Source organism: Pantoea sp. PNA 14-12, assembly GCF_004364735.1.
Classification (GTDB): Bacteria; Pseudomonadota; Gammaproteobacteria; order Enterobacterales; family Enterobacteriaceae; genus Pantoea; species Pantoea stewartii.
In genome coordinates this window covers 309,952-331,622 of record NZ_SOAJ01000003.1, presented here as the reverse complement: position 1 = coordinate 331,622, position 21,671 = coordinate 309,952, and the positions used below count along the sequence as shown (strand labels likewise).

Sequence of the window (21,671 nt, the reverse complement as noted above, 5' to 3'; positions counted from 1 at the left end):
GCGCGCCAGGCCGGTTCAGCGCCATGCTGCCTCCACACGCAGAGAAAGGGAGACAGACATGAGCATTAAGCAATATGACACCTTAACGAACGACAGCATTCTTCAGCTTGCCCACCAGGCGTTGCAGGCGTATCCGGCCTGTTTGCACGCAGAGGTCAAACTTCTGTGCCGTTCCGAGAACGCCACCCTGTCTGTCAGCACGCCGCAGGGCCGGTACGCGTTACGTATTCATCGCGGCGATTACCACGCTAAGCAGGATATTGAAAGCGAGCTGCACTGGCTGGATGCGCTTCAGGCCGCAGACATCTGCGTGCCGGTGGCGGTGCGCGACGGGCACGATAACCGCATTCAGACGCTGCCGCTGCCGGACGGCAGTGAACGCTATGCTGTGCTGTTTCACTGGATCGAGGGCGATATGCTCACCGATGCGGTCGATCCGGCCGCCTTTCGCCAGTTAGGCCGCATCACCGCGCAGCTCCACCACCACAGTCGGCGCTGGCAAAAGCCACAAACCTTTCGCCGTATCGTCTGGGATCATCACACGATGGTTTCCCCTACGGGTCACTGGGGTGACTGGCGCGATGTGGCCGGTTTAGCGCCATCACAACATGGCGTGATCGAAGAAACGCTGTCGCATGTCGGCCGTGAGATGGCAGCGTTTGGTCAGTCGCCCGACCGCTATGGTCTGATTCACGCCGACCTGCGCCTGACCAATCTGCTGGTACACAAAGGCGAAACGCGGGTCATTGATTTTGATGACTGCGGAATGGGCTGGTATCTGCACGATCTTGCCGCTGCGATCAGCTTTGTCGAACACCATCCCAGCGCCCCACAGTGGGTGGAAAACTGGCTAAACGGCTACGAACAGGTGGCGCACGTCAGCGATGAAGAGCTGGCGATGATCCCGTCCATGCTGATTCAGCGCCGCATTCAGCTGACCGCCTGGGTCGCTTCCCATCGCGAAACAGAAATGGCGCGCAGCCTGGGCGACGGTTGGGCGAACGACACGGTACGCCTGTGCCACCGCTATCTCGAAGGGGCCCGATTGCCGATTGGCGTCTAGCGCACTCTGGCGGTGCCTGAATGACAGATCGCGGTGCAATCTTCACGGGGGCGATGCTAAGTGCCTGTTAACTGGTGCCTGACGGCTGGTATGTTTCTTGCAGAAGGTAACGATGTTCAGTTGCAGGCGGAAAACATCATGACCAGCAGATTTCCAGAGGCCGCCATAACGGCCATGTCCAGCGCGGGTAGCAGTCACCGTGGCGTCCTGTCGGCCGCCGCGACGGGACTGGGTGATTTCATTAACGCCCAGGGTGGCGATGTGGATCGTATTTTCGGCATCAGCGGGATCGATCCGGATACGCTCGCCTGCCCGACGCTGAGCCTGGACCTGGTCAATTACTGTCGGGTGCTGGAAGAAGCGGCCAGCCAGGCGGGCGTGGACAACTTCGGTTTACAGTATGGTCATCAGTTCCGGCCACAGTCTCTGGGTCTGATTGGCTATATTGGCCTGTGCTCGGCCACGCTGGAACAGGCGCTGCAAAACGTGGTCAATGCCTTTCCCTACCATCAACACAACACCTGTATTCGTCTGACGGAGCGCAGCGACTGCTGGCAGCTGGATTATCAGGTGCGTCACGGCGCGATTCTGCAGCGCCGTCAGGATGCAGAACTGACGTTAGGCATGTTTCTTAACCTGATTCGCCACGCGGCAGGACGCCACTGGGCACCGCGTGAAGTGCATTTCGAGCATCCGCGCCCTGAGCACTGGCACGAGCACTGTAAAGTCTTTGATGCGCCGGTCTATTTCGATCAGCCCTTTAACTCGATGATCATCGCCAAAACGGATCTGGGCCGCAAAATGCCGGATCACGATCCCATGCTGCTGCTGGTGATGCAGGATGCGATCCGTCGGCTCAGCCCGCCCGTCATCATTCAGGATACCGTTAATCAAACCCGCACCGACATTCACCTTCAGCTACTCAACGGCGAACCCTCACTGGACATTATCGCCGAAAAACAGGGACTGTCTGCCTGGTCGTTACAGCGGCGACTGCGCGATGAGCAAACCAGTTTTTCCGCCCTGGTCGACAGCGTCCGTAAAGAGATGGCGACGCATTACCTGAAACAACACCATCTGTCGGTCTCTGAAATGGCCTTGCTGTTAGGCTATTCTGAAGTCAGCGCCTTCTCACGCGCCTTTCGCCGCTGGTTCGGTTGTAGCCCACGCGACTGCCGTAAATCGCAGGGCACGGTTTTTCTTTGACAGCATCAGGCTGTCTGGCCAACGCATTATGCGGGCCTTTCTTATTGAAGAAAGAAAACCCGGTTTGAATTATCGCTGAGCGGTTACGCGAGCGTATCGAATAAAAACGCCTCAAACAAATAGCCTTGAAATGCCGCAGCGTGCGGTCTGGCGAATTCGAAGTGTTGCGCCGTTTCGACGCCTTCTACAATAATAAATTCACAATAGTGTTTAATTTCCGCCAGCGTGGCTTGCCAGACGGGGCTGTTTTGATGCCGCCAGAAAAAATGCTTATCCATTTTCACGGCTTCATACATTCCACGCTGTAAACAGGGAAAGTGGGAAGCCGCACTGCCAAAATCATCCAGCCATAACGTGTATTTATTATGTAATTCCCGGAGTAAGGGATTATTTAATCCCTGCGCAAGATCGGGAAAGTGTTCCGCGACTTCAATGCGAAGAAAAGAGTGCGCTGTGGCGAGCTCAACAATATCCCGTTCTTCCAGCAGCGCAAAAGCCATTTCCAGATCGACATTTACAGAACACAGCAACTGGTTTTCTTCAAAAAAATGACGCTTCTTATCGATTAAAGAAAGTTGTTCTCGTAACAGCTTTATTTTCTGTTGTTTATTTAATTTCGCAATATGAAAACAGGGGGTTCCCGGTGCGGCGAATCGCGTCAGAACTTCTACAGCAATTAATGTCGACGCGTTGTTAACGACAGGTTCAGCAATGAACCACCAGGCACGGTTGTTATTATCGAGATTGTGGATTTCCATTCCCATGCTCTGATTCAACGCGATGAAGTAGCCTGATTATTGATCGCTACAGACTATCAATCAAATGTTATTTATCGGGTTAAGCTATGATTTAACCTATCAAAATTAAAAGATTGATCGTTAATCCCTTGTTATTTAATAAGGTTTCAGGAATTAAAATCTTTATTTTATGCTGGCCCGGATTGCGGAGCCTTTTACAACGCCTGCTGCATAAGGTATTGACCCGATTTCCTGCCCGCAGCTCAACGCGCCTGTATCCTTCGCGTGCTAAGAATTAAGCATTGCAGACCAGTGAAAAATGGAGACAGTGAGGAAAAATAAAAAGGATAATATTGCCGCATCCGGTTAACGGGTAACTTAAATACATCAATACCGGTCATTTTGAAAAATGGCTGACGCAGGTTTTTCCCACACGGCGTTTACAGCATTTACTATCGACGTTGGCAGTGATTTTTTACTTACCTGACACGGCAGGCTGAAGAAATAAATAAAAACGCTTTTTAAAGGACGTGCAGGGTATTTCAGCGACGTTGTTTAGCGTCGTCGGGGAAGAATGCTGTGAATAACGGTGATTCCGTAAATGCTGCCCTGAATCACCGTCACAGGAAGGGATCGGGCCTGACTATGGCTGCTGCGGTTTAAACACCTGCTGCACAAATTCGATATACGCAGGTCGCCAGACATCCATCTCATGCCCCAACCCCGGATATTGAGTGTAATGGAATTTTACGCCCTGCTTTTCCAGCTCGGCTTTGAGTCCGGCAATGTCTTTGCCGGTCACGATATCTTTATCGCCCACTGCCAGCGTAACGTTTTTCAGCTGCTTATTTACCGCCTGCGCCTGACTCAGCTGGCGTGTCACAGCCTCATTCGGCACCGTACTGGTGGTCACGCCGCTAAAGCTGGCCAGCCAGCCAAAGTCGTTCAGGTGCGTCATGCCTGACACCAGCGCCTGATAGCCGCCCTGAGACAGTCCGGCAATCGCCCGGTCTGCCGGTTTGCGACTGACGGTAAAGCGCTTTTCCACCAGCGGGATAATGTCCTGCATCAGTTCCTTATCGGCGGCGGCGGCATTGAGGGGATAAAAGTCTTTGCGACGGTCGGCTGGGGGAAAGTTTTCAGGAATGGCCTGCACGATGTCCGTTTCGGTATCGGGCACCACAACCAGCATCGGCGTGATTTTGCCTTCGGCCAGCAGGTTGTCCATGATCTGCGGCAGGCGGAGCTGCGAGATGGCGGACAGCCCGGTATCGCCAAAACCGTGATAGAAGTAGAGCACCGGCAACGGTTTACCGTCTGCCTTATAGCCCGGCGGTGCCCAGACAAAGACCTGACGTTCGGATTTCAGTGCGGTGGAATGATACGTCAGCGTCAGCACATCGCCGTGCGCCACGTTACGCTCATCCAGAATGCTGCCCGGCACCAGAATCATACTGGTGTTCACCTGGCGCTGCGGTTTGGTAAAGCGGCTGCCGGTATCCGGCGTGCGGAAACCATCCACATCAAAATAGTACTCATATAAATCGGGCTTCAGCGGCTCGCTGGTCCACGACCAGATGCCGGCACTGTCCTTTTTCATATCATGGGACTGCTGACTCAGCGGCGTGGCCCCCGTGACCACAGCAACCTGCTTCGCGGCGGGCGCAAACAGGCGAAAGGTAATGGAGTGATCGGGATTCAGCGCGGTGATATAGCGGCTCACGGGGATGTGAGTATCCGGGGTTTGCGGTAACGGTGCGGCAAGCAGTGCGGGTCCATATCCCATCAGCAGGCTTCCGGCCACCAGAGATAAACAGGTTAATTTTTTCTTCATTTTGCGTCCCGATAATTGAATTGATCACGCGGTATTTATTACATTTTTTCTCCGGGAAGCGAGGTGATAGCGTCGCAAAAAGCGCAGGCTGTGATGAACGTCAAAGAATGGCGTTAACCTGCCGTCAGCCTCACCGGCGCGCGATCGCCCCGGCGCGTTGAGATGCTGTTCAGGCGTAAACCGGTAAGGTCATGACATCAACGGTTCAATGATGATTTGCGAGGCACTATGCATATTACCTACGAAAAACTGGCCGAGCGGCATCTGAAAGAGATGTATGAAATCCGCTTCTCGGTGACGGAAAACCGGCTGCATGCTCACCAGATCCGCTATCTGCAGCGTGAGCAGGCGCTTGACGATATCCGCCAGGGCGGTGGCTGGATCGCCAACGTCGATGACGAGTACGTCGGTTACGGGCTGGGTATTTATGCGCCCGATCCGTTAATCGGTGGCCTGTTTATCAAGCCCGCGTTTCAGCGGCTCGGGATAGGTAGCCAACTGCTTGAAAACATCACCGACTGGTTCAGACAACAACAGGCCCAGTCGATGATGTTGACCACCGACACAGGTTCCCCTGCTGAACGTTTTTATGAAAAACACGGCTGGCGCGCGGCGGGCACTGATGAATATGGCCAACGGATTATGCGCAAGCCCTGAACCCAGTGTTGCCTGCGCAAACCCCAGTTATCGCAGGCACTCGTTGTGCCAGAGCTTTGCCATCGGGCCTGACCACTTTTTTTGCAACCATCGTACAACAGCCCTGCACTTTTTTGCCCACTCATCCTTCATTACGGTTATTGTCGCAGCGTAAACACAGCACTCCCGATAAGGATTAAGAAACGATGCGTAAACTTCCCCTTTTTGTGGTCACGCTTGGCCTGTTAATGTCGGTTGCCTCTCAGGCACAGGCAGAAGGCTGCCTGAAAGGCGCGCTGGTCGGCGGCGTAGCCGGGCACCTTAAACACCATGCGGTTGCCGGTGCCGTGGCGGGCTGCGCGGCAGGACATTACCTGGCGAAGAAGCATAAAGACGAAGAGAGTAAGCAGAGCCATTAGCGGTTCAATGGGGTTGCCCCTGTGCAACCCCGCTAAGTTTTTAGCTACCTCACTGGTTTACACCATTGGCACCGCCTCGCCCGGACCGGGCAATCTGCCCATCGCTACTGCGGCCGTCAGGCCGGGCTGGTGCTGGCAACCGGCGTCATCTCCGGCTCCCTGTGCCGGGGTTTGTTAACCGCCTTTGGCATCTCTGCGATTTTGGTTTCTTTCCACGGTTTTATTTTCTGGCTAAAACTGCCCGGCGCGGCCTGGCGGCACGTCCCGCACGTTCTCACACGCGTTTACGCGGCTACTATCTGCAAGGCCTGGGGTTGCACCTTACGAATCCCAAAGCCGCCCTGACCTGGTTCACGGTCACCAGCGTAGGCCTGACCCGCGGTGCCCCACAGTGGCAGGGCTATGTTCTGGTTGCTATCTGCGCGCTAACCGGCGTGATGATATTTGGGTTGTATGCGTGGATTTTGCTTCGCAAACGGCGGAGATGTATCTCAATCGGGCGCGGCGCAGTTTTGATGTGATTTGTACGGGGTTTTATGCGTTGGTGGCGGTGGGGTTTTTGGTGTCATAGATACAAAAGATGTAGGTCTAACATAACCTCAATAAATACCATAAGGACAAATAAACTCCCTATACAATCATTTTTTACAATTAACTAAATATGAAGGAAAAAAACATACATCTGTAGATGCAATGCATAACTTAATAAATTCATAAAAAGATCAATGAAAATTCATGATAACCATAAATGCAGTTTAGCTTGGTCACTATTAAGCCATTTTTATAATGAAATTTTTAAGATGTTACTTATAAATGACGCAATAATTCATTGTGTCATAAAACAAACTATCTGATGAAGTAGCTCTCCTTCTTACATAACCCAAAGATAAAAACATTTAAAATCATTAAGTTATATTGATTTGACAACATTTTACAGACCTCCTGCGACGCAGCAATTTCAACCAACTTTCTCACAGAACACAGGCTTTCATATTACTTTTTTAAAAAAACAAGGAATGTTAGTGCGAATGTAAATTAACCTTTTTTTATCATTTACATCACATTTAGCAGTCTGATATGTTAAGAACAAGCAGGGATAAGTGAGAGAAATTTATTGATTCACTACCAACTAAGCATCAATTCTTTCAGGCACGGAGTCTGTAAATGCCATTTCAAGGTCGTATTTTTTCAAAATCAAGCATTCCGGTACTAGCTTTCGTTGCGTTATGCTTAATAGGCGGAACAACGTGGGCACTTCAGAAAACGGGTCTAAACAATAGCTTACCTTTGTGGTCTGCAGGTATGAGATTCCTTATTGCGGGAACAATAATTTTTTTATTTCAGTTTTTACGTCGTCAATTTCAATTAAATAAAAACTTAATAAAACTCGCTCTCGCAAATGGGTTATTTTATTTTGCGGTACCTTTTGGAACAGTTTACTGGGCCTCATCACATGTCCCAAGTGGTTTGGTTGCGGTGCTAGCTTCAAGTATTAGTGTTTATGCCTTATTATTGAATCATTTCTTACGTGGTAAGCCAGCCTCATTCCGCCAAATACTTGGTGTAGCTTGTGCTGTAATAGGCATAATAATAGTTTTCAGCAACAGATTACATATTGAAAGTAATAGCATTGGCATTCTTGCGATGGTATCAATACTATTTGCGATGGGAAGCTCAGCAGCAATAACATTAAAAGTCCAACGTCACATTAGCGAGTTACCATTTCTAAACTTTGTATCATTATCGATGCTTTGTGGTGGCGTATTACTATTGTCGGCCAGCCTAATTTTAGAAAGTGGCGTTAGAACCTTTTCAAGTACAAGTTTATATGCCCTCCTCTATCTTGCTTTAATTGGTTCTGTATTAGGGTTCTCCCTTAATATATTACTTTTGAAACACTGGCATATATCTAAAGCAACCTCTCATTTGTTTATATCTCCAGTCATAGCGCTTTACATCGGATATGTCTTTATGGACGAGATTATCACTACCAATGTCGGAATTGGAACGTCCATAGTGATTTTAGGTGTAATGTTAATTAATTTTCCTCCTTTTAGAAAAGGTTTGAAAGATGTCAAATGTTAGAAAGAACTTAGCTATCATATGTCAAAACAGGAAACTGCCTTTTGTTTTCGAAGAGGCGGAAAAATTAGGGATCGACATCACTTTTTTTTACAACTCAGAAGAATGTGCTCCACCTTCCCTTCCTGCTGTAAAATATGCTGTACCTTTACCTCTGTTTAGCAATGAATCAGAAGCTTTAAAAATCATGGAGGAACAATATAAGAATCATCCCTTTGACGGCATATTGACACTCTTTGAGCCCGCTCTTAACTTCGCATCAAAAGTTGCAAAAAAATTAAAACTACCTTATTTACCTGAAAGTGTAATTGAAAACTGCAGAAATAAAAATTTAACTCGTCGCATAATGCTTGAGCATAGGCTAAATACGCCTACTTTCATTGAACTGAGCGAAGAAGAAATACCAAATGAAGCTGCCCTTGAATTTCCATTAGTTGTTAAACCTACTAACGGATTTTCAAGTCAAGGTATTATCCGTGTTGAAGATTATGAAAGTCTTGTTAAAGCTGTAAAAAAAGTATGGGAAATCAACCATACGGAATTAGGTAAGTTTGTATATGGTAAAGGTGGCGTAATTCTTGAATCTTTCATCGATGGCCCTGAATTTGCTATTGAAACCTTATCGAGTCAAGGTGTTGTAACTGTGCTTTCAGTTGGAGACAAAGGTGACTGTAAAGGCCCTTATTTCGAGGAAGGAATCTACATATCGCCAGCAAATATCGATAATAAATTACATCTGGATATATGTGATGAAGTTAAACGGGTTGTTCTAGCTTTGGGTATTACGGAAGGACCAGCGCATGTCGAATTACGTATTGACAGCAACAGGAAGCCTTATGTTATTGAGGTGGCCCCACGCATAGGCGGTTCTGGCATTTCACATTTTATAGTTAAAGCCAGTACGGGTATAAATTTCTTGCAACTTGTTATATGCCAGGCTTTAAATATAGCCAAACCAGATTTGCCCGATAATATAACAAGCAAACACACCGCCGGAAATTATATAATCCCACTTCAGGGAGATGGTATCTTCAAGGAAATTAAAGGAATTAATGAAGCAAACAACATGGAAGAAACTCAGAGGATATTTCAATTCATTGAACCGGGAACGAAAATCCTTCCATATCCTCACTTCTCAGGTTACCCTGGCTTTATCCTTACACAACATCAGAGTCATCAAGACTGTGTTGAATTTCATGAATATTTAGATAAAAACCTTACTGTCGTATACCAATAACTAATTAAATGGAAAATTAAAATGTTAAGTAGAACGATTCATACTTTAGGTCCTGCTGGAACAAATTGTGAAAAAGCAGGTTATTTATGGCTTAAAAATAATAACTTCAATGGAGAGGTTATACTTTACTCTACTCTTGAGGAAGCCCTGGTTGAGGTAAAAAAAAACAAGCAAGATCTTCTTTTGGGTTGTGCAGTTTACCCTGATTTACATCATATCGTTTTTAAAAACTTAATAGAAATGGAAATCAAAGACAGTTTTATTATGCCAACATGGAATATGGTTCTTGCAGTAAAGGATAAAAATACATCTTTAACAAAAGAATCAACTATTTCCTCACATCCAGCGCCAGCACACCTTGCTTCACTATATAGTGAGCATGTAAAGCTGGTAAATAGTAATGTACAGGCTGCACTTGAATGCGCTAATGACAATACGGTCGGCTGCATTACTACATTGAAAGCAGTTCAAGAAAATGGATTGCATATTATTGAGGACTTTGGCGAGGTTCCTATGTGTTTCACCATTCATGGGCATCGTCATTAATGGAAAATATTATGACAGATATTAAAAATAAAGTTTCCTCTAAACTCGTCCCAATGATTAATGAGTTTCAACGCTATCAGTGCAATACTGGCGCAGTCATTAATGAACTTACCCGAGCTGAGAAATTATTAGACGAGATTATATCTATTTCGGGCAATATACTTAAAGATCTCTCTCAAGATAATTATGCAACACATCTTATTGCTGACCTCAATGACTGGAAAAAACGAGGCCTTAATAAAGAGCCTTTTTTTGATAACTCTCTTGCTAACTTTGTAGTTCCCAAAGATGGTGAGACGACTTTCTGCCTGGCAGCAATTACCACACCCAACAGCGGCCATCAAAAGGGATACTGGTTAGAATGTTTTTTGGTACAGCGTAAAGAACCTGCGGTTGTTAAGGAAATTGAAGCCGAAATCCCGCACCCAAAAAATGTAAGCCAAACTGTATGCCTACTTTCATCTAGTTATGGTTTTTCAACTGGACGCTGCTTAGTTTTTTTTCCTGAAAATGTTAAGACAAAGGAAAAAATAACTGACCAATCTTTTGCTTTATTTTTTTTCGACAAGTTTCACAAAATCTACACTCAAGATACAATATGTAGAGCTGAAAATATTTTCAATTTGAAAGAAATCTATTCTAAAGAGATTGATGAAGAAAGCTGCTATGCCGCTCGCACAGTATGGGGATATCTTCATGATTATTATCATCATTGCGGCACCCGGCCTTTTGACAGAAACATACACGTTAAAATGAACTTCTGGGCTGGTATTCTCGAAGAAATAAAAGTTGACTGCAAGACAATTATGACTTTACAAGAGAGAAAGTATCCATGGTGGCAAGAAATCACTGAGTTTATCCTTTTCGAAAGACTGGCAAGGTACCCGGCCCAGCATGATGCAACGCGAAACTTTGATTCAGCAACAGGTGTCTTTTTATTTACCTGGTTAAAAAGAAATAACTTTTCTTTCTCATATGACGCTGCTCCTGATAAGCCCGCTCTCAATCTAAATGAATGCCTTAAAGGTATACATATTCTTGTTAACGAGATTGAAGAGCTTGAAATTATTGAGGATGACGCAGCTTTTAAAAAGGCGGTAGAATATTATGTCAAAAATATACTCACCCCTGGAGTTGACGGGGAGAAATATAACATCCCAGAGGATTATACCGTTCACAGTAGAAATATGGGAATAAAAATACCCGAGTTGCACTTCCAATAAGCTACTGATGGGTTTACGTACTTTGCTTACGGTTGTTGATGCGATATAACAATTTAATAGAAAAACAATATTTCCAGTTGAGAACCATAAAGTTATTACCTTTGATTAAAACCATAACCCAGAGTTTTCTTTAGTTTTTTATAATCAGCCCTGTTATATCGCGTATATTTTATTGATTAATTTAATAACATGACGACTCGGTACTCTTTCCCTGCGAGGTTTACCGATTCGTCAGCTTTTCTTTGGGTTCTATCCAAAAAGGCAATTACTATAAAGCGATCACACGTCTATTTTCCTTATAGATAAATACCTGTTTAAGAAGAATTTAAACATTTACTTTATGAGATAGACTGCAAATTTACCCTTATACTGCTTACGCAGCAAAACACTGCTCAAGCGCCGTAATCACCGCCCTGATGCGCGCGACCTTTTGCAAATCCGGATGGAGCACCAGCCAGATATCAACCGGGTCGCGTTTGTCGGGAAAGAGCGGGATTAATTGCGGATCGCGCTCAGCCAAAAACGTCGAGAGTAAGCCAATGCCAATCCCGCGTTTAATGGCGGCTTCCATAAGCAGTTGCGTATTGCATTCCAGCACCACCTGTTGGCTGTTTACGGCAAATCCACACAGGTTTTGTCGATGACGCGGCACAAGCTCTGCCGGAAACATCACCAATTGATGGTCGGTTAATCCACTATCTTCATTCGGTTCACCGAGTCTGTCGAAATAACGCTGGCTGACGTAAAGCCCCATCTGAATGGTCGCCAGACGTTTGACGATCAACTCCTCAGAATCTGGCCGTGCCCCACGAATGGCGATATCTGCGCTGCGGTAGGAGATATCGGCGAATTCCAGTCCGGTCAGCAAGGTTACGGTGATATCCGGATAGTCTTCACGCAGGCGTTCAATGGCAGGCATGACAAACGCCGAGGCGAGCGTGTCGGTGGTGGCAATGCGAACGTTACCTGCAGGGAGGTTATCGCCGCAGGCCGCTTTGCGACGCATTACCTGCATGGCGCTTTCCATGGCACTGGCTTCTGCCATCACCTGTTCGCCAAACTCACTTAGCGTAAAGGCACGGGGCGTGCGGATAAACAACCGGGAACCTAGCGCGCTTTCAAACGCAGCGATACGTCGTCCTACCGTCGCCTGATCAACATTTAACGATTTCGAAGCCCCGCGCAACGTTTTATGCCTTGCCAGTGCAAGGAAAAAACGGACATCATCCCAGTTCATCCACTACTCCATGTTATTTTAGCTAAACGTGTGTCTTCAAACTGGCTAAAAAACTATCGAACGCCATCAGCCATATCATAAAAACCACTATGCAATCATAAGTATTTTTGCATTATTGTGAAGCATTAATGCAACTTTTAAAATTTCAAATTGTGACTATGATGGGCCGTTTTTTGGATATAGCCTCGCTGTGTTTTATCCTGTAGTGGCCTCCATCTAACGCACATTTTATTGCCCGATCAGTTCTGATTATCTTTACTTTTATTCTAATGGATTTAGATAATGAAATTGTTTGAAGATGATAGTTTCGTAACCATCTACCCGGCGTTTAACTCCGATAAAGTTGTTGAAAATAATATTAGCGAAGCAGAAACTGCTTTGAATTTTGCTGAAGATCTTATTAATCAATTATACAATAAACAAATAAGTCACATTTTCTTAGTACCTGGTAAGTTGATTTATCCCATCATCAAAGCACTGGAAAAATCATCAATCATCGGAATTATGGGGGCACATGAAACCGCCTGCGGATTCATGGCTGACGGTTATGCAAGAGGTAATCGGAATTTTGGCGTTTGTTTGGGAATTTCCGGGCCTGGCACAATGAATTTTATACCAGCGATGGCAGCTGCCCGAGCTGACCGAATACCCGTGCTCTACATCACAGGCGGCGTAGCTACTTACCATGAAGCTCAGGGAGCCTTTCAAGATGGCAGTAATGGTGGACTTGATGAAATATCCGTCGTCAAACCTTTACTTAATAGTGCTATTGAAATAAAAACACCTTCTGTGTTTAACCACGAATTACGGCGTACCTTCGATCTACTTAACCCTCATAGAAAAGGGCGTGCCTATTTAAACTTGCCAGTAAACATTCAAAAGAAATCTCAACAAGACAACTCGATAAAGACAAATAGTATAAAACATGGTTTAGCGATTGATACATCAGCAATGGATATGCTTATTCATGATTATCTTTGTAATGATTTCAATGTTGCTATTTTAGCAGGTAACGGTGTTAATAATTATCATGATGCTAAACTGTTGAAAGGCGTAGCCGAGAAATTTTCTATTCCGGTAGCGACTACCCTTTCAGGTAAAGGTGCCTTCCCTGAAAAACACTCTTTAGCCCTTGGCTTATACGGTTTCGCCGGCCATACTCGCGCAATAACAACTATTAATGATACCAGTGTTGATGTTTTGATTGTTCTCGGTAGTGATTTAACACAGCGAGACAGCCTCAATTGGTGCCCAGAACTTCACAGTAATAAGACACTAATATTCATTGACGATGATTTCGAAAAGAACTGCTTACACTACCAACCTGATATTCAAATATTCTCAAATCTTAGTAAAACCTTAGATTACCTCTTCAATATCAAGATACCGAGAAGAACACCTTTGCTCGCGGCTAAACAGAAACGTTTACGCTGGATATCTGATATTCATAGATTACCGTTAACCATCTCTAAAACATCGATTTTTACAGCAAAGGATGAAAAAGATAACCGCTTGTTTGCTGGTGATGTTGTTCGCTACTTACGTAATATCTTGCCCGAGAATACTAACGTTGTTGTTGATTCTGGTGCGCATAGAATCTTTATGGCCCATTACTGGTCCGCTGCTGGGATCGGTGATTATCATACTTCCAGTGAGCTTGCCCCCATGGGCTGGGCTATCTGTGCGGGTATCGGCATTAAACTGGCCCAACCAGAACGACCGTGTATGGTGGTAACTGGTGATGGATGCATGCTGATGCACGGCATAGAAATTCAAACCGCAGCCCGTTACGGTGTTAAAACGCTTTTCGTAGTCCTGAACAACCAAGCCCACGGCGCTATGCACATTGATACATTACATCAACGTGGCGTTTCTGCAGACTTTACCCATCTTCCAGCCCATGATTGGGTAGGCTTTGCGACAAGCCTTGGTGTTGAAGCCACCCGCGTTACACGACTGGAAGAATTAAACACAGCCGTCGACGCAGCAAATCAACATTCCGGGCCTTTCCTGATCGAAATCGTTGTCGGTAATCACACAACACCGAATCACTACTACTCACAAAGCGTAACGGCTTATGAGGCACGAATTGCTGCGCAGAGTTTTTCTTTAATACCTCACAAATAAGATACTCAGGGAATGATTATGCTTAAATGGAATAATTTAATAATCGCGTTAACCACTATATTTTTCATGAATACTGTAATTGCAAAGACGGGAGTTGAAAAAAAAATCTTACTACAGACCGAGCGCTCATGGGATGGAAATATTTATCATGCCTATCCTAATGGCACACCAGAAATTACAGTTTTAAAAGTTGAAATTCCGCCTGTACATGTTCTTCCATGGCATTACCATAAATGCATAAGTACGGTCTATATGACGCATGGAAGCGTAACCCTCACAATGAAGAACGCAGAGAAAAAAATCACCTTCTCTGAAGGAGATACTTTTAGCGACACAGTGTACTCGGTTCATCAGGGGATTTCTGGTAGCCAGGGAGCGGGCATGTTAGTCTTCTTTGCCTGTTCAAAAAACACACCACTTACGACTGAAACCACAAACAATAAAAATCCTAATTAATAGGAGATAGAATACGATCATGGCTGTCTTATGGATGCTACTCGCTTGTATTTATTTTTCACTAATGAACGCAACAATAAAATCGTTATCAATAGAGGTGAGTTTTTTTGAGATAATTTTCTTTCGCTGTTTTATTAATATGCTTACCGTATCTGTAATGATGTTTTACAAAGGCATCACTTTTAGACCTAATGAGCCATTATTACATTTGAAACGTGCTTCATTAGGTAATAGCGCGATGTATTGTGGCTTTTATTCTCTTATGCATCTACCTGTAGCTATGGCTACAACGCTGAGTTATACAAACCCCATTTTTCAAGGAATAATCATGGTGTCTACCCAAAAAGGAAGATCATCCAGTCGCATACTGGCATCGATTTTACTAGGCTTTTTGGGTGTGGTCATTTTGTTAAATCCTAATTATCCCGTTAGCAGCCATATTTTCATTGTAGCTGGAATTTTATCGGGCCTGCTTACTGCGCTCGCTTATTATAACATAGGTAAATTGACCCTAAGCGGTGAACCAATCCTCAGAGTCGTGTTCTGGTTTTCATTGCCAGGTGCAGTTATTGGCCTCGGTGTGTGTCTGATGTCTGAGATCAGCCTGCCAACGTTAAAACAATTTATTGCTCTTATCGCTGTTGGTGGATTTGGTACCCTTGGTCAATTGGCGATGACGCGCGCATACAGTTTAGGTGAAGCAACCACTGTAAGTGTCATTTCCTATAGCACTATTATTTTCACAGCGTTTATTGGCTATTATTTATTTGGAGAGAAAATATCCATAATCGCTGCAGGTGGTATGTTATGTATAGTTGCATCCGGCATCCTGGCATCAATAAAAAAACGTTCGCCTTCGAAAATAAATTTAACATCAATGGAAGAAAAAAATGCATAAAACATTCAAGAAAATTATTTTTCTAACTTTTTTAAGTGGCGTAACCTCCACAATTAGCATGGATTTAATAAACAAAATCACATCAACAATCCATCTTATACCAGCACTAAATATCTATTTCATTGGCAACATGCTGTCACAATGGATGGAAGGTGATTTTATTTTTTCTCACCCCAGTGAAATCGCAACAAACAAAAACGGATTACTAATAGGTTACTTTTTCCATTACTTTGCAGGCATTGCATTAGCCTTTCCTTATTGCTGGCTATTTTTTAAGACAAATTTTATTTCTAACCTGTCAGTTTTCAAAACGGCTGTTTATGGGTTGATATGCTCATTGATAACCTTAGTTTTTATCTATCCTTCTGTAGGGTTGGGTTTGTGGGGAATGAAAAGTGGCAATTATGAATTGTTAATAGCGGCTCTCATCAATCATTTTGTTTATGGCTTGGCATTATTAGCAAGTTGTATCTTCATTACCCGCATCCTGCTTAACAAAACACATTCTGTATAAATCATCAAGCTGCATAAATGAAGACTTGTGATGCATTATTGTCTCTATTACAAGCAATAAGCAGACACTATTATCCATCTGTTTACTGCTCTGTGACATTAGCGCTTGCTAAGCAGAGCTGAATTATCTACAGCTCAGGAAATAAACATGTCAGAAGTGTTAACCATCAATAGCCGTTCGACAGACAAAAAAAAGTCTGTTTCCACAAAGAGCATTTTATTCTTTCTTGCACTGGCTTTGATCGCCGCCTTATTAAACAGCAGTGCGCCAACGCCGCTTTACCCTCTCTATCAACAGCAGTTGGGCTTAACCGCCGTCAGCCTGACAGTTATCTACGGCGCCTATGCGGCGGGCGTTTTGATTGCGTTATTTAGCGTGGGAAATCTTGCCGGGAAGGTCGCCGATCTGCGCAGCCTGATGATGCCCGCACTGCTGGCTGTCTTTGCCGGTGCCCTGCTGTTTTCTCTCGCCGATTCGTTTGCCTGTCTGTTTATGGCACGCCTGCTCGCGGGTGTGGGAACGGGGGCATTAACCGGCGCAGCGAATATCGCCCTGGTGCGGTTTGGTCCCAAAGATGGCGGTAAAGTGGCGGCCCTGCTCGCTACGCTCTCTTTCACCACAGGTCTGGCGCTGGGGCCGGTTTTTAGCGGCGTGGCGATTCAGACAGGTTTCCACAGTCAGACGTTACCGTTTCTGCTGATCATGCTGACGGCCGCAATCGCCCTTATCGGGTTACGTTTCAGTTGGCCAGATGGGCGTCACGACCAACCCTCGGTCGCCACCTCTTCACCTGCCACCTCAGTGGAGGCGACACTGAAAGCCGGACTGAAAGCGACAGGCGTGCGGTTTTTCCTCTGTGCCGGCGCGCTGTTTATGAGCTGGGCGTTTGCCGCCAGTATCTTGTCGATTGGTCCGACCGTGTCCGAGCATCTGCTTGGCATTCATAGCCAGGGCGTTTATGGCTATGTGATTGCGGTTTATTTAGTGGTGGCTGGTATCAGTCAGATTCTGAGCCGCCGGATTCGCGCCCGCACGTCTCTTGCTGCTGGCTGCCTTACGCAGGCCATATCCATCGTGCTTTTTACCTGGGCGATTGGCCACCACTCTCTGGTCTGGGCATGTACAGGATTGATCGTCGCCGGCTATTCCTATGGCGCGATCTTTGTAGGAAGTGCAACTCTGGTGAATATGCTCTCCCCTACCGCCAGTCACGCAAAACTGATTTCATTGTTTTACGTGATTGCCTATATCGCTAACTGGGTGCCCGTGCTGTTAGGCGCGGTGGTGGATCATGCCAGCCTGGACCTGGCCGTTAATTTGCTGTTCGGCATTGGTGCGGTTATCTGTTTGCTACTGAGTATCGCGGTGTTTGGGATAAAGATGGAAAAAGCACGACTAAATAACGTGACGTGATGAGGTTTACTGACTGGTTCTGACCGCGCTTAGGAAACACTTATCCGTGCCCAGAGTGACACATTGCTTCAGATATCACGACGGACATCTCGCGAATTTTTGCTGCGTAGCTTCACCAGAACCTGGTGAAGCTGACCAACAGAGAGATCTTTAACGACAGAATGCGGTTTTCCCCGCAGCCATTCAAAAAAGTAGCCAATGCCCAATAAATCGAGTCTTCACTGCTGAACAGGTATTCGTTTTCTTTCAAATCAAACAGTGTACGAAAATCGTCATCTTCGATATCGAAGCTGACGGCAAAAAACGTTTCGGCTGCCTCTAAAAAATCGACGCCATCCATACCGGCAAGATGAAGGTCTCGTTCCAACAATGTATTTTCATTGACGACTTTAGACTTCCATCCCGCATAGTCACGAACAAATGCGATGACTTCCTCCAGTTCAGGACTCATTTCAGCACCGGCCTCCAAAGGTTTATATGCCCCAGATTATCATTTTTTACTTCAGCCTCGGGATTGGCTGCCCGAACGGCTGAAAGAAAACCGGCAAAGTCCTGATTAAATAGCGAGTAGTTATTCAGGATACTGACTGTTTTTTCTGTCTGCGAGGCACCTGTGCGATAACGAAGCTGCCAGACACGACGATTGCTAATCTGCGTTCCGGTCGGTCTCACCTGAATAAGTTGGCCCAGCGAGATTTTTTATTAAAGATGTCTTCCTTACGCTTTTGGTAGAGGAAATTTGCCTCGTAATAGTAATCCTCCGTGTTCATCCCAAGACGTTTAAGCAGCGGTGTATCAATAGAAATCTTCTTCAACTCACCTTTAACAGCAAAGAAATCGTCTCGTTTGAACAGTGGCAGAAAGAAATACTTAATCAGCAAAATGATAAACGCCAGCGTTAAACTCAATGACAGAAAAGAATGCATATTATTATTTATTATTTATTATTTATTATTTATTATTTATTATTTATTATTTTTCAGGAACTTCAATTTTATAACACAACGACAATATTATCTTCTTTAAAACGCAGAACGCTGGCGATGCATAAAAGCCTCGACGTTAATCGTAAGCTTAATTTTAGCCTGTCTTCCTCAAAACCTGCCTGATCTGGGCCTGCGTCGACGTACCTTTCATTGGACCACGCTAACTCATTGCCAGCGAACCGCTGGTATTTGCCCATCTCAGAGCCTTCTGCGGCGATGTATCCGTCAGAAACAGGCTAACAAAGGTCGCGCCGAAACAGTCAGTGGCGTTGCATAAATTTCGATGGCTACCGACAGACTACTTCCGGAAAACAGACACGATGGACAGGTCACAGCTGACAATGAAGATCGTGAACTACGGAGTGAAGGCCAGGGGCATTTTCGAACTGCTTCACGACAGCAAAAACAGCGGTCAACCGCGCTGAGCGCGTCTGAAACGCTAGGCTTTGTAAGTGATAACAGGCGGCTGAGAGAATGCTGCAACGGCAGCGCCACAGGCCAGACCGATAGCACCCGGGATAACCGATTGGGCTGAGCCAAAAACAAGCAGGATAAAGAACACGACCAGGCAAAATGTCACGGCGACAGCAGCAATAATAAAGCGTCGGGCCAGGTCGTTAATCGCTTCGCCCAGTGTATCGCCAGAGCGTTGTGAAATGTTTTTTATTCTGCCCAGCTCACGTGACGTGAAACCGGCCTGCATAAGGGTTTCTTCGCTGACTTTCAATTTTTATCCTGACGTTAAGGGCGTTACGGGTCTGTATACCAGATTATCAAGAGCACGGCGACACAGAGGGATAAAGTAATAACGGAGCCTTACTGCATCTTCGTAGTCATCAACAGACATCACAGCTGCAAAGCATTCTGCGTAATTACGAGATTATTCGAAAGGATTTCAATATCAGGCGACGAGCCTATCTCTCTTGCTGTCCATCTGGCTTCAGCTATTTGGCTGCGGGTCGGATAATAAAGGTTTAATAACCATTTCGATGATTTCATCTATTTAAAAAGGCAGATGCGTTTTTCACTGCAAATATCACGCTGGACAACATATTCCGGCATGCAGGCAATCCCAGCCCCTGAAAGCACCGATTTTCGTAACGGCGTGCTGTCACAGATCTCAAGCGATTTGGGAATGTTGAAAAAGGGACGTTCCTTATTGTTCTCGTAAGCCCAGTCGTTGCTGCCAGTCAGCAAGCTGGCATCAGTAAGTATTGCGGTAAGGCAACGGTCACGAACGGCTCGGCGATCAGATTACGCTTCACCAGCGGAAGCGCCTGATCCTGTGGCTAGCTAAGGCGTTAACAGTGCCGATGTGGAAATTGTTATGGAGATCCCAGGAGAGTGCGAGTGGCTGATGAAGGATTTCGGGGTCAGGGTTTGGTGACGCGGTGAAAGTCCCGGAGGCGGTTTAGGCAAGAGCCACAGAATAGCGGATTGACGCTGAGGACGCGTGAAATGGTCGGGTATTTCCCCCTTCTTTTCGCCACTATCAGAATTTAGATCTGCCACTAAAAATGATGGATTACGTTGCGATTTGCGTGAAATTTCTGCGTACGCTTTCGCAGTTTGCTATTTTCACTCTCGCTGCGTTTTCTCCTGCCTGATTAAATATTCCGGTCATTTAGCGCGATACGAATGTGGGGCAACACATCCGCATCGCTAATCACAATCACTATTTACGAGGAATAGTAATCATGACTGCCTTTGATTGTATTTCAGGCCACACTGAACCTAAAGCACCAAACTATACCCAGCGCTATGCGACCGTGGGTTATGTGACCCGCACTCCAAATTATCGCCGCGTTCCAGCGATTACGCTGAAGGGCTGCTGGCTAAAAGAAGCGGGTTTTCCGATTGGTGTGCAACTGGATGTGAAGGTCACCTGGTGCCAGATTATTATCAGCTTTAAACCCAGGGATGTGATAAACGGGACGCGGGTGGGATCGATTAAGGATCTGGCTTCGCTGTCCGTGCAGCAGAGAAAGCGGGTGATGAAGGCAATTGGGCTGACTGAGTGGTAAGAGGTTGAGGGGGCTTGCTCCTGCGGAGGTGGGAGCATGCTGTATTCGTTACGCTTAGAGTAAATGCAGAATTACTATGACTGACGCCGATTTAGCGAAAATGGGTAGTGCCTGCGTAAAACGCCTTGCGGATGAAGATGGTAAGGCCTGTGCCATTGAAAAAGCGCCGGTAAGCGAGGTGGAATATGCTTTCTACCGCGATGCCGCTCCCCTTCTGGCCCAGCATGGCATTCTGACGCCCGTTGTGAAATCAGCCTGCCACGAACAACGAAAGCTCATACTCGAATATATTCCTGAACCCATCCAACAAGACGCTGTTACAGGCGATGCATTCCTTTCCGTTCTTGCACGATTACATTCTGTACCGCGTGATCCCTCATGGACGTTCAGCACACATCGGTGGGACGAGGCAGCACTGGAAAGCTGCCTAGATCTGCTTCGCCTGCCTGCAGAGGCGGAACGGCAGCTTCGGGCAATGCACAAGCACAGCAATGTGCTTTTTGAACCGCATTGCGTGATCTCCGGTGATACCAATGCAGGTAACTGGCGAAAGAGAGAGAATGGCGAACTGGTGCTGTTCGACTGGGAACGCTTTGGCCTGGGTAGCCCGGCGATAGATTTAGCGCCTTTGGTCAAAGGGATGGGAAGAGAAGAAGACTATCGGGTGATAGCGCGACGCTATTGTCAGTTGAATAGCAGGTTTAATGCGGATGTGCTGGCGAAAGAGATCGCCCTTGCTAAAGCGTGGATTGTGAATGAGGTGATGCTGATATTGAGTGAGCGGAGAAAGCCGGAATTGGCGCAGTATTTGGGATGGTACGGGGAGGTGCAGCCTGGGTGGTTGGCATCATTAATGATTAATGCTCAAACTACAATTATTTTTGTAGTTACGTCCAAAAATGAGAAAATAAACTGTTTAAAAATGGGTAAACTACCAATAGACAGGATGAGAAAATGCCACAAACTCTTAAATCACATAGTTGATTTTTTAAAAATCATGGAGAACGCATTTCTATGAAGAATGAATTTCACC

20 protein-coding genes and 1 pseudogene are annotated in these 21,671 nt (G+C 45.9%); 15 read left to right on the top strand and 6 right to left on the bottom strand.

The genetic code is table 11. The features are described 5' to 3' along the window. Positions 1-58 precede the first annotated feature (58 nt). Both C7434_RS12675 and C7434_RS12670 read left to right on the top strand, forming a co-directional pair. Positions 59-1,063 (top strand): phosphotransferase, encoded by a 1,005-nt coding sequence (locus tag C7434_RS12675; protein WP_033740148.1) that lies wholly within the window; start codon positions 59-61, stop codon positions 1,061-1,063. A gap of 138 nt (positions 1,064-1,201) precedes the next feature. Beyond that, the gene (locus C7434_RS12670) at positions 1,202-2,269 is read left to right on the top strand and encodes an AraC family transcriptional regulator (RefSeq protein ID WP_033740338.1); all 1,068 of its coding nucleotides are present in this window, start codon (positions 1,202-1,204) and stop codon (positions 2,267-2,269) included. An 83-nt stretch (positions 2,270-2,352) separates the two neighbouring features. On the opposite strand, the gene C7434_RS12665 is transcribed toward C7434_RS12670, so the two are convergent. Together C7434_RS12665 and C7434_RS12660 are read right to left on the bottom strand one after the other, a co-directional pair. Further along, complete coding sequence (locus tag C7434_RS12665; protein WP_226374785.1) at positions 2,353-3,027, bottom strand: EAL domain-containing protein; 675 nt, start codon at positions 3,025-3,027, stop codon at positions 2,353-2,355. A gap of 622 nt (positions 3,028-3,649) precedes the next feature. Continuing rightward, positions 3,650-4,792 (bottom strand): alpha/beta hydrolase-fold protein, encoded by a 1,143-nt coding sequence (locus tag C7434_RS12660; RefSeq protein ID WP_052133195.1) that lies wholly within the window; start codon positions 4,790-4,792, stop codon positions 3,650-3,652. Between the two features lie 276 nt (positions 4,793-5,068). On the opposite strand from C7434_RS12660, the gene C7434_RS12655 reads away from it, so the two are divergent. The 6 genes from C7434_RS12655 (at position 5,069) to C7434_RS12625 (ending at position 10,983) form a co-directional block, all read left to right on the top strand. Continuing rightward, entirely contained in the window at positions 5,069-5,497 is a 429-nt protein-coding gene (locus C7434_RS12655; RefSeq protein WP_033740145.1) for a GNAT family N-acetyltransferase, read from the top strand. Positions 5,498-5,682: 185 nt separating this feature from the next. After that, positions 5,683-5,895 carry a hypothetical protein gene (locus tag C7434_RS12650; protein WP_033740144.1) on the top strand — a complete coding sequence of 71 codons (213 nt, stop codon included), beginning with the start codon at positions 5,683-5,685 and terminating at the stop codon, positions 5,893-5,895. Positions 5,896-7,059: 1,164 nt separating this feature from the next. Continuing rightward, positions 7,060-7,980 (top strand): EamA family transporter, encoded by a 921-nt coding sequence (locus tag C7434_RS12640; RefSeq protein ID WP_072193753.1) that lies wholly within the window; start codon positions 7,060-7,062, stop codon positions 7,978-7,980. After that, positions 7,967-9,214, top strand: coding sequence for an ATP-grasp domain-containing protein (locus tag C7434_RS12635; RefSeq protein ID WP_054688199.1), 1,248 nt, complete (start codon positions 7,967-7,969; stop codon positions 9,212-9,214). The genes C7434_RS12640 and C7434_RS12635 overlap by 14 nt, the downstream gene beginning before the upstream one ends. A 21-nt stretch (positions 9,215-9,235) precedes the next feature. Beyond that, positions 9,236-9,760: a hypothetical protein gene (locus C7434_RS12630; protein WP_033740141.1), complete on the top strand. Its 525-nt coding sequence runs from the start codon at positions 9,236-9,238 to the stop codon at positions 9,758-9,760. An 11-nt stretch (positions 9,761-9,771) separates the two neighbouring features. After that, on the top strand, positions 9,772-10,983 hold the full coding sequence (locus C7434_RS12625) for a DUF6421 family protein (protein ID WP_050504892.1): 1,212 nt from the start codon (positions 9,772-9,774) through the stop codon (positions 10,981-10,983). A gap of 373 nt (positions 10,984-11,356) precedes the next feature. On the opposite strand, the gene C7434_RS12620 is transcribed toward C7434_RS12625, so the two are convergent. After that, the gene (locus tag C7434_RS12620; protein WP_033740138.1) at positions 11,357-12,220 is read right to left on the bottom strand and encodes a LysR family transcriptional regulator; all 864 of its coding nucleotides are present in this window, start codon (positions 12,218-12,220) and stop codon (positions 11,357-11,359) included. 282 nt (positions 12,221-12,502) lie between these two features. Between C7434_RS12620 and C7434_RS12615 the strand changes: the two genes are divergently transcribed. The 5 genes from C7434_RS12615 to C7434_RS12595 all read left to right on the top strand — a co-directional run bounded on the left by C7434_RS12615 (position 12,503) and on the right by C7434_RS12595 (position 17,628). Next, on the top strand, positions 12,503-14,347 hold the full coding sequence (locus tag C7434_RS12615) for a thiamine pyrophosphate-binding protein (RefSeq protein WP_050504891.1): 1,845 nt from the start codon (positions 12,503-12,505) through the stop codon (positions 14,345-14,347). A gap of 18 nt (positions 14,348-14,365) precedes the next feature. Continuing rightward, positions 14,366-14,803: a cupin domain-containing protein gene (locus C7434_RS12610; protein WP_033740137.1), complete on the top strand. Its 438-nt coding sequence runs from the start codon at positions 14,366-14,368 to the stop codon at positions 14,801-14,803. A gap of 19 nt (positions 14,804-14,822) precedes the next feature. Then, entirely contained in the window at positions 14,823-15,701 is an 879-nt protein-coding gene (locus C7434_RS12605; RefSeq protein ID WP_033740135.1) for a DMT family transporter, read from the top strand. Further along, positions 15,694-16,215, top strand: coding sequence for a DUF2938 family protein (locus C7434_RS12600; RefSeq protein WP_050504889.1), 522 nt, complete (start codon positions 15,694-15,696; stop codon positions 16,213-16,215). The genes C7434_RS12605 and C7434_RS12600 overlap by 8 nt, the downstream gene beginning before the upstream one ends. 147 nt (positions 16,216-16,362) lie before the next feature. Then, positions 16,363-17,628: an MFS transporter gene (locus C7434_RS12595; protein ID WP_033740133.1), complete on the top strand. Its 1,266-nt coding sequence runs from the start codon at positions 16,363-16,365 to the stop codon at positions 17,626-17,628. 112 nt (positions 17,629-17,740) lie between these two features. Here the strand turns inward: C7434_RS12595 and C7434_RS12590 are convergent, their stop codons facing one another. The 3 genes and pseudogenes from C7434_RS12590 to C7434_RS12575 form a co-directional block, all read right to left on the bottom strand. Then, on the bottom strand, positions 17,741-18,079 hold the full coding sequence (locus tag C7434_RS12590) for a hypothetical protein (RefSeq protein WP_226374616.1): 339 nt from the start codon (positions 18,077-18,079) through the stop codon (positions 17,741-17,743). 698 nt (positions 18,080-18,777) lie between these two features. Then, positions 18,778-18,882 (bottom strand): annotated as a pseudogene (locus C7434_RS22205) (sugar kinase); the annotation flags it as partial. Positions 18,883-19,053: 171 nt separating this feature from the next. Further along, positions 19,054-19,341: a hypothetical protein gene (locus C7434_RS12575; protein WP_033740129.1), complete on the bottom strand. Its 288-nt coding sequence runs from the start codon at positions 19,339-19,341 to the stop codon at positions 19,054-19,056. A 970-nt stretch (positions 19,342-20,311) separates the two neighbouring features. On the opposite strand from C7434_RS12575, the gene C7434_RS12570 reads away from it, so the two are divergent. Continuing rightward, positions 20,312-20,638, top strand: coding sequence for a SymE family type I addiction module toxin (locus C7434_RS12570; protein WP_033740127.1), 327 nt, complete (start codon positions 20,312-20,314; stop codon positions 20,636-20,638). 76 nt (positions 20,639-20,714) lie between these two features. Beyond that, the gene (locus C7434_RS12565; RefSeq protein ID WP_205949894.1) at positions 20,715-21,656 is read left to right on the top strand and encodes an aminoglycoside phosphotransferase family protein; all 942 of its coding nucleotides are present in this window, start codon (positions 20,715-20,717) and stop codon (positions 21,654-21,656) included. Positions 21,657-21,671 lie beyond the last annotated feature (15 nt).

Coding starts and splice junctions, on each gene's coding strand:
- C7434_RS12675 (WP_033740148.1), top strand. CDS start 59: ATGAGCATTAAGCAATATGACACCTTAACGAACGACAGCATTCTTCAG.
- C7434_RS12670 (WP_033740338.1), top strand. CDS start 1,202: ATGACCAGCAGATTTCCAGAGGCCGCCATAACGGCCATGTCCAGCGCG.
- C7434_RS12665 (WP_226374785.1), bottom strand. CDS start 3,027: ATGGAAATCCACAATCTCGATAATAACAACCGTGCCTGGTGGTTCATT.
- C7434_RS12660 (WP_052133195.1), bottom strand. CDS start 4,792: ATGGGATATGGACCCGCACTGCTTGCCGCACCGTTACCGCAAACCCCG.
- C7434_RS12655 (WP_033740145.1), top strand. CDS start 5,069: ATGCATATTACCTACGAAAAACTGGCCGAGCGGCATCTGAAAGAGATG.
- C7434_RS12650 (WP_033740144.1), top strand. CDS start 5,683: ATGCGTAAACTTCCCCTTTTTGTGGTCACGCTTGGCCTGTTAATGTCG.
- C7434_RS12640 (WP_072193753.1), top strand. CDS start 7,060: ATGCCATTTCAAGGTCGTATTTTTTCAAAATCAAGCATTCCGGTACTA.
- C7434_RS12635 (WP_054688199.1), top strand. CDS start 7,967: ATGTCAAATGTTAGAAAGAACTTAGCTATCATATGTCAAAACAGGAAA.
- C7434_RS12630 (WP_033740141.1), top strand. CDS start 9,236: ATGTTAAGTAGAACGATTCATACTTTAGGTCCTGCTGGAACAAATTGT.
- C7434_RS12625 (WP_050504892.1), top strand. CDS start 9,772: ATGACAGATATTAAAAATAAAGTTTCCTCTAAACTCGTCCCAATGATT.
- C7434_RS12620 (WP_033740138.1), bottom strand. CDS start 12,220: ATGAACTGGGATGATGTCCGTTTTTTCCTTGCACTGGCAAGGCATAAA.
- C7434_RS12615 (WP_050504891.1), top strand. CDS start 12,503: ATGAAATTGTTTGAAGATGATAGTTTCGTAACCATCTACCCGGCGTTT.
- C7434_RS12610 (WP_033740137.1), top strand. CDS start 14,366: ATGCTTAAATGGAATAATTTAATAATCGCGTTAACCACTATATTTTTC.
- C7434_RS12605 (WP_033740135.1), top strand. CDS start 14,823: ATGGCTGTCTTATGGATGCTACTCGCTTGTATTTATTTTTCACTAATG.
- C7434_RS12600 (WP_050504889.1), top strand. CDS start 15,694: ATGCATAAAACATTCAAGAAAATTATTTTTCTAACTTTTTTAAGTGGC.
- C7434_RS12595 (WP_033740133.1), top strand. CDS start 16,363: ATGTCAGAAGTGTTAACCATCAATAGCCGTTCGACAGACAAAAAAAAG.
- C7434_RS12590 (WP_226374616.1), bottom strand. CDS start 18,079: ATGAGTCCTGAACTGGAGGAAGTCATCGCATTTGTTCGTGACTATGCG.
- C7434_RS12570 (WP_033740127.1), top strand. CDS start 20,312: ATGACTGCCTTTGATTGTATTTCAGGCCACACTGAACCTAAAGCACCA.
- C7434_RS12565 (WP_205949894.1), top strand. CDS start 20,715: ATGACTGACGCCGATTTAGCGAAAATGGGTAGTGCCTGCGTAAAACGC.